Annotated in this window: 10 protein-coding genes and 1 other annotated feature; all 10 genes read left to right on the top strand. The window is 53.5% G+C overall.

What is annotated here, in order from left to right; genetic code table 11:
- The first annotated feature begins 98 nt into the window (after window positions 1-98).
- Window positions 99-1733: a GMC family oxidoreductase gene (locus tag BN1247_RS02755; protein ID WP_147675159.1), complete on the top strand. Its 1635-nt coding sequence runs from the start codon at window positions 99-101 to the stop codon at window positions 1731-1733.
- Window positions 1734-1883: 150 nt separating this feature from the next.
- Window positions 1884-2180, top strand: a complete 297-nt coding sequence (locus BN1247_RS18550) for a twin-arginine translocase subunit TatC (RefSeq protein ID WP_054949018.1) — start codon at window positions 1884-1886, stop codon at window positions 2178-2180.
- A 4-nt stretch (window positions 2181-2184) separates the two neighbouring features.
- Complete coding sequence (locus BN1247_RS02765; RefSeq protein WP_054949019.1) at window positions 2185-2802, top strand: DUF4871 domain-containing protein; 618 nt, start codon at window positions 2185-2187, stop codon at window positions 2800-2802.
- Between the two features lie 298 nt (window positions 2803-3100).
- Window positions 3101-3393: a binding site (T-box leader), on the top strand.
- Between the two features lie 57 nt (window positions 3394-3450).
- Window positions 3451-6318, top strand: coding sequence for a valine--tRNA ligase (locus BN1247_RS02770; RefSeq protein WP_054949020.1), 2868 nt, complete (start codon window positions 3451-3453; stop codon window positions 6316-6318).
- A 117-nt stretch (window positions 6319-6435) separates the two neighbouring features.
- Entirely contained in the window at window positions 6436-7914 is a 1479-nt protein-coding gene (locus BN1247_RS02775) for a bifunctional folylpolyglutamate synthase/dihydrofolate synthase (protein ID WP_054949021.1), read from the top strand.
- Window positions 7911-9311, top strand: a complete 1401-nt coding sequence (gene murC / locus BN1247_RS02780; protein ID WP_074011036.1) for a UDP-N-acetylmuramate--L-alanine ligase — start codon at window positions 7911-7913, stop codon at window positions 9309-9311. Before BN1247_RS02775 ends, murC begins: the two co-directional genes overlap by 4 nt.
- A gap of 166 nt (window positions 9312-9477) precedes the next feature.
- Complete coding sequence (locus BN1247_RS02785; protein WP_054949022.1) at window positions 9478-10239, top strand: prepilin peptidase; 762 nt, start codon at window positions 9478-9480, stop codon at window positions 10237-10239.
- A 32-nt stretch (window positions 10240-10271) separates the two neighbouring features.
- Complete coding sequence (gene pilM / locus BN1247_RS02790) at window positions 10272-11468, top strand: type IV pilus biogenesis protein PilM (protein WP_187119703.1); 1197 nt, start codon at window positions 10272-10274, stop codon at window positions 11466-11468.
- Window positions 11465-12166, top strand: coding sequence for a PilN domain-containing protein (locus BN1247_RS02795; protein WP_054949024.1), 702 nt, complete (start codon window positions 11465-11467; stop codon window positions 12164-12166). The genes pilM and BN1247_RS02795 overlap by 4 nt, the downstream gene beginning before the upstream one ends.
- Window positions 12167-12340: 174 nt before the next feature.
- On the top strand, window positions 12341-13441 hold the full coding sequence (locus tag BN1247_RS02800) for a hypothetical protein (protein ID WP_054949025.1): 1101 nt from the start codon (window positions 12341-12343) through the stop codon (window positions 13439-13441).
- The last annotated feature ends 139 nt before the right edge of the window (window positions 13442-13580 follow it).

Raw genomic sequence — 13580 nt, forward strand, 5'->3', positions numbered from 1 at the left:
ACATGCGAAAAGAAAAAGTGATACGTAGAAAAAGCGACACGTAGAAATAGCACGAACCACAGGGCAATTATTTAACTTTTTCCGAGAGGTGACACGGAATGGCTAATCATCGAGACCCGGTGACACACAATGTCGACCACTATGAAGGACACCGTTACGACAATTTAAGACAACGGAAATTTGCCGACGGCGCAGACGTATGTATCGTCGGTGCCGGGGCAGCAGGGGGCGTGCTGGCGTACGAATTGAGCAAGGCAGGGCTAAACGTCGTCGTCATCGAAGCGGGTCCATTTTGGAACCCGCAAACGGATTTTGCGAGCGATGAGTTAACGATGACCCACCTCGGATGGCAAGAAACGCGCCTCGTCAGTGGCGGTACGCCGCTGCAACTCGGGCACAACAACTCAGGTCGCGGCGTCGGCGGGGGAACGACCCATTTTACCGGTGTGTTCTTACGCTTTCACGAAAGTGATTTTCGTACGAAGACAGAAGATGGCGTCGGCGACGATTGGCCGATCGCGTACGACGACCTCGCCCCTTATTACGACAAAATTGAGAAGGACATTGCCGTCTCCGGTCCGAAAAAATTCCCCTGGGGCGCTTTTCACGGGCCTTATCCGTATCCAGAGCGGGAGCCGATTAGCGCCAACGCAGAAATGTTCCGCATCGGCTGTGAAAAACTGGGGATAAAAAGTGTCGTCAGTCCGCTGGCGATTAACTCCGCCCCTTTTGACGGTCGTCCCCCTTGCATTAACCGCGGCTTTTGTAACCAAGGGTGCATGCCGAATGCCAAGTTTAGTACGCTCATTCACCACATTCCGAAGGCGATTCAGCAAGGGGCAGAAGTGATCTCCGACAGTATGGTCACACAAATTTTAACCGACAAAAAAGGTTTAGTCACAGGCGTAACCTTCGTTCACGACGGACAAACGCACGAACAAAAGGCGCGGATCGTCATTTTAGCTAATTTCGTCATTGAGACGCCGCGGTTGCTGCTTAATTCAGCCAATGCACAATTTCCTGACGGTCTCGCCAATTCGAGTGGTTGGGTCGGAAGAGGGATTATGCCACACAGCAGTAACGACGTGTATGCGAAGTTTCCTGAGGAGGTGCGACTGTATAAAGGGACGCCGGTGTTGGCGACGACGCAAGATTTTTATGAAACAGACCGCTCCCGCGGTTTTGTGCGCGGCTATACGTTGCACGCGCACGGTTCGCGCCCGTTGGAGATGGCGAAAGGGATTTCTAAAGCGGCTAACTTGTGGGGAGAACAGTTGCGCCGCACGATGCTGGATTACAATTTTTACGGGCGGGTGACGCTCGTCGGGGAAGTGTTACCAAATCCTGATAACCGTGTCTTGTTGTCCGCGGAAAAAGACGCGTACGGCCTCCCGATTGCGGAAGTTTCTTTTTCATACGGCCCTAACGACCTTGCACTAATCGACCACGCCGTGGAAAAAATGAAGGCGATCGTCAGCGCTGCAGGTGGTACGCCGGAATTTGTGACCGACGATACGGCCCACCTCATGGGTGGATGCCGCATGGGGGACGACCCGAAGACGTCTGTCGCCAACAGCTTCGGTCAGACGCACGACATTCCTAACTTGTTTGTGTGCAGTGCCAGTTTGTTCGTCACTTCCGGAGGTGGAAACCCGACGAACACGGTAATGGCACTCGCGGCGCGGACGGCGGAATACGTACAGGAAGAAATGAAGCGGCACAATGTGGGGTAGTGCGCGTTAGGTTAAATTGTATTAGCACATGAAAAAGATCATGGAATTATGCTCCAGAGATAAATGGAAGTATGGAATAATGTTTTTTCACAAAAAAGTGTTGCTGATAGTTTAGACTCGCAATAAACAGAATACATTGAGGGGCGAGATATGGCGACTAACATTGAAAGCGCCCACAAACTACAAAAACCGTTCATAGACCACTTGAGAGAACTTCGAAAAAGACTACTAATTTCCATCACATCATTCTTACTATTTTTCATAGCCTCATACCTAACATCGCCATACGTCATACAATTCCTGAAAAATAGTGCAACGAACTATGACATCGAACTACATATATTCAAAGTCACAGAATCGATCGGAATATACATGAAGATTATGTTCTTTCAAGCAGTCGGTTTATCGGTACCAGTTGCGGTTGCGTACAGACATCTAATGAGGTGAGGATATGAAAAAAGCTGTTGTTTTCTTGGCTTTCTTTCTTCTACTTACGACGATGCTTGGTTGCTCAAGTGGCGAAAAACAAAATAAGGATCAGGTCATAGATGTAAAGAAGGCGTTGGCAACATCTAAGGATGGGGGTGATACTGTCAATAAGGAAGACACGAAACAAGTTAACGATAAGAAAGGGCTTTCATCCGCTAAAAAACGAGATCAGCATGACAATGGCAATTGGAAGGTTGATCCTGTGTTTATTCACCCTTGGGATGAAGAAGGTTCGAAAAATGAGGAACCAATTGAACTGCTCGGCAAGAAAGGGAAGCTTGCATTTGTAGATCCAGGCCCGTTTATCGCTGGACAGCCTCACAAGATAATGTGGCTCATCTGGAGGAAGGAACGGGATTTAGTACCGCCCTTTGAGGTAATTGGAACGAGTAAAGCGACGGGAGAAAAGGAGAAATTGCTGTATCGTGAAGGTTTGGGTTCACCTCATATGGGAGCAGATTATCATTTACCTACACTGGTGGAACTCCCTACACCAGGTCTATGGCGCATGGACGTTTTCATTAACAATAAACTGTACGACTCCATCGTCGTCGACGTGCAAGAACCACCAGCGGAGTAATTGTTGCAACTGATTGCATGTCGTGTTCCGGAGGGATACAACCTTATAAGCGCGCAACAATAACTCCCACAACCGACAACGCATCAAAAAAATAATTGACTATCCTTGGCGACTGAGGTATCATATATTGGAAATTGACCGTATACTGTACGTATCAACTGTTTAGTGACATTGAAGAGAGTGAACGTTAGCGTGAACGAGTTTTTATATAGATCGTTCCCAACGTATTGTTACTTTCGATTCGTCGCTTCCATGCATTCACTGGTGACGGATCCGCTATGCAATTGATCCGATCTTAGAAAAAGCTACGCAGGGAAAGAGTACACAGCGAAAGCTTTTAGAGAGGTTCGCGCATCGGCTGCAACGCGAACTAAGCGGAACCTGTGGAAGTCGTCCCGAAGCTGTCAACCCGAACGAGTGGCAAGACAAAGTAAGGTTGACCGGATAAACCTCCGTTAACAGGTCAAAGTGTGCGACGTACGCGCTAACGATTCCAACTGATCATTCGATTGGTATGCATTTTCTTAGTATGCGCTGCGCGACGTAGCAAATTAAGGTGGTACCGCGGAACGAATGCCTTCCGTCCTTTGTGGACGGAGGGCTTTATTTTTTTGTTACCACTACGTTCAGACGATTGGGGGATTAACGATGGCCAACGAAAAACAAACGACGACAGCGAACGAGCAGCCGTTAAACATTCCGAAGACGTATGACCCACAACAAACAGAAAACAAGTGGTATGCGTATTGGCTCGAACACGATCTGTTTCGTGCTGGGGACATAGGTGTAGGTGAAATACCAAGCGACACACCAAGCGAAACACCAGACACACCAAGCGAAACACCAGACACACCAAGCGAAACAGCACGTGACACAGCCCGCGATACAGTAGAAGACACAAATGAAGATAAAGATCCCACAGCAGCCGAGCAAACCGATGCCGGCGTTCGCGCGAACGACGACAGGCGCGCTAAGCGCAAGGAGAAGTTTTCCGTCGTCATCCCGCCGCCAAACGTGACCGGCGTTTTGCACATCGGGCACGCCCTCGATTTTACGTTACAGGACATTCTCGTGCGGGCGAAGCGGATGCAAGGGTACGATGCGCTCTGGTTGCCGGGGACAGACCACGCGGGCATTGCGACGCAAGCGAAAGTGGAGCAAAAGTTGCGCGTAGAAGGTGTGTCGCGCCACGACCTCGGGCGGGAAAAGTTTCTCGCGCGCGTGTGGGAGTGGAAAGAACATTACGCCCAGAGGATTCGCGACCAATGGCGTAAAATGGGTCTATCTGTCGACTACTCCCGCGAGCGGTTTACGATGGACGAGGGGTTGTCGCGGGCGGTGCGCGAAGTGTTCCTCCGCCTGTATGAAAAAGGGCTTATCTATCGTGGGAAGTATATCATTAACTGGGACCCGGAGGCGGGGACGGCTCTTTCCGACATCGAAGTGGAACATAAAGAAGTGACCGGTGCGCTGTACCATATGAAATATCCGCTTAAAGACGGGAGCGGCCACATTACGGTGGCGACGACTCGTCCGGAGACGATGCTCGGCGATACAGCCGTCGCGGTACACCCCGACGACGAACGGTATGAGCACTTAATCGGGCAAACGGTTGTGTTGCCGATTGTCGGGCGGGAAATTCCGATCGTCGCCGACACGTACGTCGATAAAACATTCGGCAGTGGTGCTGTAAAAATTACGCCGGCCCACGATCCGAATGACTTTGAACTCGGGCAGCGGCACGAGTTGCCGCAAGTGCTCGTCATGGACGAAAGAGGGAAAATGAACGGGAATGCCGGTAAATACCAAGGGATGGACCGCTTCGCCTGCCGCAAACAGATCGTCGCTGATTTGCAAGAAGCGGGCGTCCTCTTCCACATCGAGGAGCACGTCCACTCCGTCGGGCACAGCGAGCGTACTGGAGCTGTCGTCGAACCGTATTTGTCGACGCAGTGGTTCGTACGCATGAAGCCGCTGGCGGAGCAAGCGATCGCCCAGCAAAAAAGCGGCAACGGCGTCAACTTCGTTCCCGAACGGTTTGAAAAGATTTACTTGCACTGGATTGAAAACATTCGCGACTGGTGCATTTCGCGGCAGCTGTGGTGGGGACACCGCATTCCAGCGTGGTACTGTCAGTCCTGCGGGGAAACGACGGTGTCTGTGGACGACGTCAACACCTGTGCCCATTGTGGCAGCGAGTCGCTCAAGCAAGACGAAGACGTGCTCGACACGTGGTTTAGTTCGGCGCTGTGGCCCTTTTCGACGCTGGGCTGGCCGGAGGAGACGGCAGACTTACAGCGTTACTTCCCGACCGACGTGCTCGTCACCGGGTATGACATCATTTACTTCTGGGTGGCGCGCATGATTTTCACCTCCCTCGAATTTAAAGGTGAAATTCCGTTTAACGACGTGCTCATTCACGGCTTAGTGCGCGATGCGGAAGGACGGAAAATGTCCAAGTCCCTCGGCAACGGCGTCGACCCCCTCGAAGTGATCGACACGTACGGTGCGGACGCGATGCGTTACATGCTGTCGACGGGCATCACGCCGGGGCAAGATGTGCGCTTCCATTGGGAGCGGGTGGAGATGGCGCGCAACTTCGCCAACAAAATTTGGAACGCGTCGCGCTTTACGCTGATGAACTTGGAAGGCTTCACTGCAGATGACGTCGATTTGTCCGGAGAGTTGTCCCTTGCCGACAAGTGGATCTTACATCGCTTGAACGAGACGACCGCCGAAGTGACGCGCGGCATCGACCGCTACGAGTTCGGGGAAGTCGGCCGCACGCTGTACGCCTTTATTTGGGACGAATTTTGCGATTGGTACATTGAGCTCGCCAAGCTGTCGCTGTACGGAGACGATGCAGCGGCGAAGCGGACGACACAGTCGGTACTCACGTACGTGCTCGACCGCACGCTACGCCTATTGCACCCGTTTATGCCGTTTATTACGGAAGAGATATGGCAACACTTACCAACGAAAGGTATGAGTATCGTCACGGCGGCATGGCCAGAAACGGACAGCGCTCACGATTTTCCAGAGGAAACAGCGGCGATGACGCTCGTCATGGACATCGTGCGCCACGTGCGCAACATTCGCGCCGAATCGAACGTGCCACCGAACAAAGCGGTCGCGTTAATCGTCCGTCCCGACGAAGCATCGTTACGAGCGGTACAGGCCGGAGAAGATTACATCGCGCGCTTGGCGAAGACGAGCGAACTTGTGATCGATCCTACGGCGACGCGTCCGGACAAAGCGATGTCTGCTGTCATCTCCGGCGCAGAACTGTATTTGCCGCTCGAAGGCCTTATCGATTTGGAAAAAGAAGTGGCGCGGCTACAGAAAGAACTGGCGCGCCTCGACCAAGAGGTGGCCCGAGTCGCCAAAAAACTGAGTAATGAAGGATTTGTGGCGAAGGCGCCGGCACACCTCGTCGAAGCGGAACGGCAAAAAGGTGTCGACTACGAACAGCAGCGCGAAAAAGTGCGCGAACAACTCGCTACGCTCCAAGCGTAAGCAGTGGGAGTAGTGCAAGCAGTAACGGGGCACGGGAAAGGTAATAAGGTATCCTTTAAGGTCCTTGTCGCGAGTGAGACGTTCACGCGCATGTACTGAACAGAGGGAGTAAAACGTATGTCGACATCACAGTCACAGTCGTTAGCAGCAGCACTCACTTGGTTAAAAAGTTTTGATCGTTTTCACATCCGTCCGGGACTGGAACGGATGGAGGCGATGCTGGCGGCGCTCGGTCACCCCGAGCGCGGGCTCCGCTTTTTGCACATTGCCGGAACGAACGGAAAAGGGTCGACAGGTGCGTTTACGGCGCAGCTATTGCGCGCGCACGGGCAGACGGTCGGCGTTTTTTCTTCTCCGGCTATTATGCATGAACTCGATCGTATAAAGTATAATGGGGATAGGATCACAGACGGGGATTTTTTACAGTGTGTCGCGACGCTTCAGACGGTCGCCGCGCAGTTAGACGAGCGGCCGACCGAGTTTGAAGTCATGACGACACTCGCACTCGTTTACTTTAGTACCGTGCGTCCCGATTGGGTCGTATGGGAAACAGGCCTCGGCGGACGGTGGGATTCGACGAACGTCGTCGATCCGGTCCTTTCGATTATTACGAACGTCGGACACGACCACATGGCGATATTGGGCGACACGATCGAACAAATTGCCGCAGAAAAGGCTGGCATCGTCAAGCAGGGGCGCCCCGTCGTTACCGCAGCAGCGCCACCGGCCACAGGCGTCATCCGCGCGCAAGCGGAAAAAATGGAGGCACCCTTCTATGCCTTGTCCGACTATGTGCACACCGGCGGCAGTTCCGGGAAAGGGAGAGGAGCTCACGATCGCAGCGAGGCACGCGCCTGCTCGGACGCTCACGGCGAGGCACACGCTCGCGTGGGTGATCGCCTAGATCGCCAAGATCACCAAGATCATCCAAACGGTCGTACGCACCGCGCGCACGACCGTAACGAGCGGAGCGGCAGGCGGCAGCAGCGCTTTACTTACCGAGGGCTAGTACATGAGTGGGAGCAGTTAGCGATTCCGCTACTCGGCGACCACCAAGTGCAAAATGCCGCCTTAAGCTTATTCGCACTCGAACTACTCGAGCGGGAAGGGTACGTGCACTTAAGCGATCTAGCCGTCACGTGCGGACTAGCTGCAACGGAGTGGCCGGGCAGGATGGAGCTTGTGCAGGAGCAGCCTCTGCTTTTACTCGACGCCGCACATAATCGGGAAGCCGCCGTGCAACTTAAGCAGGCGCTCGAGACGTATTTTACATACGATAAATGTTGGTTAATCATTGGAATTTTTGCTGATAAAGACATTGCAGCGGTCACGGAGCCGCTCGGCCAGTTAGCCGATGACATGGTGGCGACTTCCGGTGATAACCCGCGCTATGTCGCGGCTTCCACCCTCGCTGCACAGCTAAAAGAGGCGTTTCCGGCAAAGCGCGTGAGAACGGTCGCAGCGCCAGAGGCGGCTGTCCAGTTGGCGATGAGGCATTGTAAAACAAACGATTTAATCGTAGTGGCAGGTAGTCACGACTTGATGAGTCGTGTGCGTAAGCACCTAGTGCAAACGAAAGTAAAGGTTGGTGGGTGACAGTGACGAAAGAACACGTTCATTTTGTCGGGATCGGCGGGTACGGCATGAGTGCGATTGCGCGCGTTATGTTAGATATGGGGTACCGCGTCAGCGGCTCAGACGTCACGGAAAAAGAGTTGACCGTGCGATTGAAAGAGCGGGGTGCGACCGTTTATATTGGCCACGCGGCAGAAAATATAGATGGCGCCGATTTCGTCGTCTATTCAACGGGTGTCCCGAAAGACAACATCGAGTTACAGACGGCGAAGCGGGAAGAGATTCCGCTTTTACACCGTTCGGAAATGCTCGCCAAGTTGTTAAACGAGCGCAAAGGGATTGCCGTCGCCGGGGCACACGGAAAAACGACGACGTCCTCGATGATTGCGCATGTGATGGCACATAGCGGCGCTGATCCGACGTATGTGATCGGTGGCGAAGTGGTCGGTTTGGGCGGTAATGCGCAAGCGGGAAAAAGCGACTACGTCGTCGCCGAAGCGGATGAAAGCGACGGGAGCTTTCTCGCGTACCATCCATACCTAGCGGTCGTCACGAACATTGAAGCAGACCATCTCGAAAATTACGACGGGTCGTTCGCCAATCTGTTAGCCGCTTACCGCCAGTTTTTGAGTCAAGTGCAGCCGGGGGGACAGGCACTCCTTTGCGGCGATGACCGTTACATCCGCGAACTGTTACCTGAAGTCGTAGCCCCTGTCGCCACGTACGGGTTAGGAGAAGATGTGGACGTGCGCGCGACCGACATCCGCATGCAAGGGATGCGCACGCGATTTGCCGTAATAGATCGCGGACAGCTTTTGGGGGAGGTCGAGCTGGGCGTTCCTGGTCGCCATAACGTGTACAATTCACTGGCGACAATCGTCGTCTGTCTGAAGGCAGGCATCTCATTTAGCGACATTGCCGCAGCCTTACCGCATTTCCGCGGCACGAAACGGCGATTCGAAATTGTCGGTGAGGCAAACGGGGTGACGGTCGTCGACGACTATGCGCACCACCCGACAGAAATCGAAGCGACGATTGCGGCGGCGAAGGCACTCGACCAGCGCATTATCGCCGTGTTTCAGCCACAGCGGTACTCGCGCACGTATTTTTTACTCGATGCGTTTAGCCGCGCCTTCGGCGAAGCGGACGAAGTGGTCATATCCGACATTTATGCACCGATCGGAGAAGAGCGGATCGAAGGCGTTAGCGCGCGCCGCTTAACGGAATTAATCCGCGAGAACTGCAATCCACAGGCGACGTACTGTGCGACGAAGGAAGATGTGGCGAACTATTTGCTAGAGCGGGTACGGCCGGGAGATTGTGTGCTGACGATGGGTGCGGGTGACATTTGGAAGGTGGCAAAAAACTTATCACAAGCTTTGAAAACCTATCCTTTAAAACGGGCAAACAGTGAGTAAGTGTTAAAAATTGAATCGGGTCATTCAGAACGCGGCGGACTTTAGTTCCGCCGTTTTTTTTGTCAGAAGGCTTGCCACCGCAACTAATCTCATGAATAATAAGAGTTAAGATAGCACGCGACATACAAGGGCAGGCGACCAGCTTGTTGCAAGGGGAGGGCGAAGAGTGGAAACAGTTGGAGCGTACGCCGCGTTTGCCGTAGTAGGGTTAGTCGTCGGCAGTTTCAATAACGTCGTCGCTTATCGCGTGCCAGCCGGCGAATCGGTCGTCGAGCCCCCTTCCCACTGTCCGGTTTGTGCCACCCAGCTAAAGGCGAGTGATCTCGTTCCCGTGCTCAGTTTCGTCGTCCTAGGCGGACGTTGTCGCTATTGTCGGGCGCCGATCCCCTTCGTCTATCCGCTTATGGAGATCGCTACAGCGCTCCTGTTCGTCCTCGCCTTTTGGCGCTTTGGCTGGTCGGGGGAACTAGGCGTCGCCTTGCCACTGTTCGCCTTGCTGACGATCGTCACCCACACCGACGCGCGACTAAAGCGTATTCCAGATGCGATCACTATTCCCGGGATGGTTTACTTCGCCTTCGTGCGGCTCCTGTACCACCCGTTGCCGTGGCAAGATTACGTGTTCGGTTTTTTTGCCGCAGGGGGATTGCTGTTGTTAATAGCCGTCACTAGTCGCGGCGGGATGGGCGGGGGAGATATTAAATTGATGGCGCTAGCGGGCCTCGCTCTCGGCTGGCAACAAAGTTTGCTCGCCTTCGCCTTGGCGACGCTCAGCGGGGGAGTCGTTGGCACCTTCCTGTTGTTAACGGGAAAAGTTGATAGAAAAGATACACTTGCTTTCGGTATTTTTCTAGCGATTGGCATCGTTTGCGCTTACGTATGGGGCGAACAAATGTGGCAGTCGTACTGGCACGATCGGTTGCTTTAATTTTGTCATCACGCGGTAAAGGAGTCATGACGGTGTGGGGTTCACGATCTTTTCTAGGAATGGAAATAAAAGATGACTATGTAAAAATCGTAGAAATGAGTCGCCGAAACCGCGGCGTGCAGCTGGAGCATTTTGTGTATGAACGCTTGCCGCAAGGTTGGATCGAGGGCGGGCGCATCAAAAAACCGGTGGAACTCGCCGAGTTTTTGCACCGAGTCGCAAAAGACGAAATGCTGCGCAAGCGCAAGGTACATGTGTCGATTGCTAGCCCACACTTTCGCTTGCGAAAAAAAGTGTACCCATACATGTCGCAACGGTTGCTAAAAAAAGTGATCGCGCACGACGTGCACGAACAGATGGCGTTACCGTACGACGATCCGCTATACGACGTCGCCTATTTGCAACGCCCACGCAAACGTGACGAAAACAACGAATGGAAACTTCTGTTAGCTATCGCATCGCGCGCTTTCGTACGCGACTACGTCGAAGTTGTACGGGCGAGCAGATTGCGACCGGTCGGCGTCGATTTGGCGCCGCTAGCTGTTTACCGCTGGCTAAAGTACGTGCGTCCGGACCAAAGCGAAGTACAGAGCGTCCTCGTCGTCAATGTGTCCAAGCGGGTGGCAGAGGTCGCTTTATTCGCGCAGGACGTGCCCGTTTTGTCGCGTCGTTTGACGGTTAACGTCGCTGATCACGTCGTCGCGGCCGACCTTCGCACCCAACTCGTCGCGCAAGCTTCTGGCAAAGTCGTCGGGCGCATCGGAAGCGAGAAACCGGTACATACATCTAGCTGCGCCCATGAAGAGGAAGCTGCTTGCACGTCGGAGTGGATCGACGGCGAGGAAGATGGACACCCAACAGGAAGCACACGCGGTGACGGTACGCGCCATACTAAAAAGTCCGGAAACGTCACTTATTTGTCGCAAGCGGGCGTTACGGTGAAAGATCGCGCTTTGGTTACAGCTTACGCGGACGAACTCGCCGCCTTACTCGAACAGATGGTCACATTGTACGACCTCGATCTCGCGACAGAAGTTGTGTTGACTGGGGATGAGCTCCCTTTGTACCCACTCAGTCACCTCCTGCAGGAGCGATTGGCGCATCGCGTCACCGTCCTCTCGGAGGAAATACCGGTGAGTGACTCCCTCCTTTACAAACCGCCAACGGGGGTGAAAAACGGGCTATGCGTGTCCATGGGGTTGGCGCTGCAAGGATTGGTTCGCACGTGAACATTAACTTAATGCCGCGTGAACCGCTGTTTCGCCGTTTTTTTTATGTCTGGCTGGTGCTGACGCTTTTCGCCCTCATCGCTCTCGCCGGTTTTGCCCAGCAGTTATTTAATAAACAGCGCGCCGTCGCCAGTCAATTGGACAAGCACGTCGAACAGCTTTCAAGGGAGAAAAAAAACATGGCGACAGCGTTAAAAAAGTATGAGCAGCGGGAAAAGTCTTGGCAAAAAAACAAACCGTACGTCGCGTATGAAACGGTGGTCGAACAGCTTTCACAAGGCGTGTTGTATTGGGGCGACATCCTGTCTGAGATGGAAAAAGTGCTGCCGGATGGCGGGGCACTGTTTCGCCTCGAGGTGACGGGTACGACCGTGCAAGGATTTGCCGTAGTCCATTCGCTAGAGGGTGCTGCCTCGTTTATGGAAAAAATGCAAGGAATCCCTTATGTGAGCGGCTTTGCGTTGGAGACGGTCAATACTCCGACAGAGTTTGTCCCGCTGTACGTCGAGGACGAGGGTGCCCACATTTTCCGCTTTCGTTTCGAAGTCGAAGTGGCAGAAGCGGAAACTTCGGAGTCTGGCGACGCTGATGACGAGGCGCCTCGCGACGACGCGGACGCAGTTGAGGAAGACGCTCACGGCGGGGGCGGTAGGGACGACGCTCACGGTGGGGAAGCAAAGGACGATGTGCGCGATTAGTGCGAGCGGATGGCCTTTAGTTGACGTGAATAAGGCCGTATACATATGGCCGACAAGTTGTGTGCAGACGGTTAACAAAGCTGAGACGGCATGGACAGTATGGCCGTACGGACGGTTATTAAGGCCGTGACGGTATAGGTCGTACAGTCGTGCGAACGGTGAGGTGGCGCGAAAATGAGAGTTAAACTATGGCGGAACAGAATGCTACTCGTATACGTAATAATCGTTTTCGTGTCACTGGCGGGGCTCCTCGGCTATTTTGCACCAAAAATATGGCAAGAGTGGCGACGCATCGACGCGTTAACGAAACAAAAAGAATCGATGGAAGCGTACATTGCAAAGGGGAAGAAGTTGCTAAAGAAAGAAGAAAAGCGTCCGACGGCGCCGTTAGACGACGCGACGCTCGCCGACTTGCAGCAGAAGTTACCGGTGCAAGAGGAAATTCCGCGCTTTATTCAGCAACTCGCGAAGGCGTCCGAGCGCGCGGGCGCGACGCTAAACGGCCTCCACTTCGGACGTAGTGAGCAGGAATTGAATGAGCGGCTTGTAGCGCCGGGCTTTGCACCGGAAGAAGAACAGCAAGCGGCTGCCGAAGAAAAAAAGCGTGAGTGGCGTGCGGCCTTTGGGCAAAAAAACGGCGCAGAAAAAAAAGGGGAAAAGGACAAACAGGCAGAGCCCCCGCCTAAGAAACGGTCGCCGCTGTTAAAAGTGGACGAGAGCGTAAAAGCATCCGAGCGACAAACAGCCACCGCTAAACAGAAAGATAACGATCAACGTGTCAAAGCCGTATGGACCGACATCTACTTAAAAACGTCGTATCGTAATCTAGCGAACTTTTTTTCGGAGATGCAAGAGATTGAGCGATTGACAGAAGTTGTCGCCTGGCGGTTCGTCCTTCCCGACGAAGAGAACAGCAGCCACGTGCGCATTCGCGTCAAAGCGTTTTTTTACGAAGATGAACAACTGACCGCCTTACCGCTGCTTCCGGCACCAAACATTTCTCCGGACGGTGGCCGTGCCCTTACCGTGTTGCCTCGCGCGCCGCAACCGAAAGAGGATGACGACGATGCGAAAAAGGACGAGGATAAGCACCAGCGTGACGGTCGCGTCATTTTGAACATGCCGTTTATTTTGAAACCGAACGAAGACGGCGACGGCTATATCCTCTATCCGTGGGATCCCGACGAGGCGGAGGATGATGAGGAGGACGAAGAGGCTAACGGCAGCAGCAATAAACGCGAGCGGGCTAAAGGCAAAAGTGATCAGCGAGAATAGACAGCGTATGAGTAGATAGGCGACGTATGGGTGATTAGGGCGACATATAGGTTGTTAGGGCGACGAATGGGTGGTTATGCGACAGTGGCAGTAAGCGGGAACGAAGAAATGCGTATCTGCGGTTCTATCTTCTCTACTT

Origin of the sequence: Numidum massiliense (assembly GCF_001375555.1) — a bacterium.
In the GTDB taxonomy this organism is placed as follows: domain Bacteria; phylum Bacillota; class Bacilli; order Thermoactinomycetales; family Novibacillaceae; genus Numidum; species Numidum massiliense.

Bases quoted from the DNA above. Each gene is read 5' to 3' on its own strand.
- BN1247_RS18550 (WP_054949018.1), top strand. From the start codon at position 1,884: ATGGCGACTAACATTGAAAGCGCCCACAAACTACAAAAACCGTTCATA.
- BN1247_RS02775 (WP_054949021.1), top strand. From the start codon at position 6,436: ATGTCGACATCACAGTCACAGTCGTTAGCAGCAGCACTCACTTGGTTA.
- BN1247_RS02765 (WP_054949019.1), top strand. From the start codon at position 2,185: ATGAAAAAAGCTGTTGTTTTCTTGGCTTTCTTTCTTCTACTTACGACG.
- BN1247_RS02770 (WP_054949020.1), top strand. From the start codon at position 3,451: ATGGCCAACGAAAAACAAACGACGACAGCGAACGAGCAGCCGTTAAAC.
- BN1247_RS02755 (WP_147675159.1), top strand. From the start codon at position 99: ATGGCTAATCATCGAGACCCGGTGACACACAATGTCGACCACTATGAA.
- BN1247_RS02800 (WP_054949025.1), top strand. From the start codon at position 12,341: ATGAGAGTTAAACTATGGCGGAACAGAATGCTACTCGTATACGTAATA.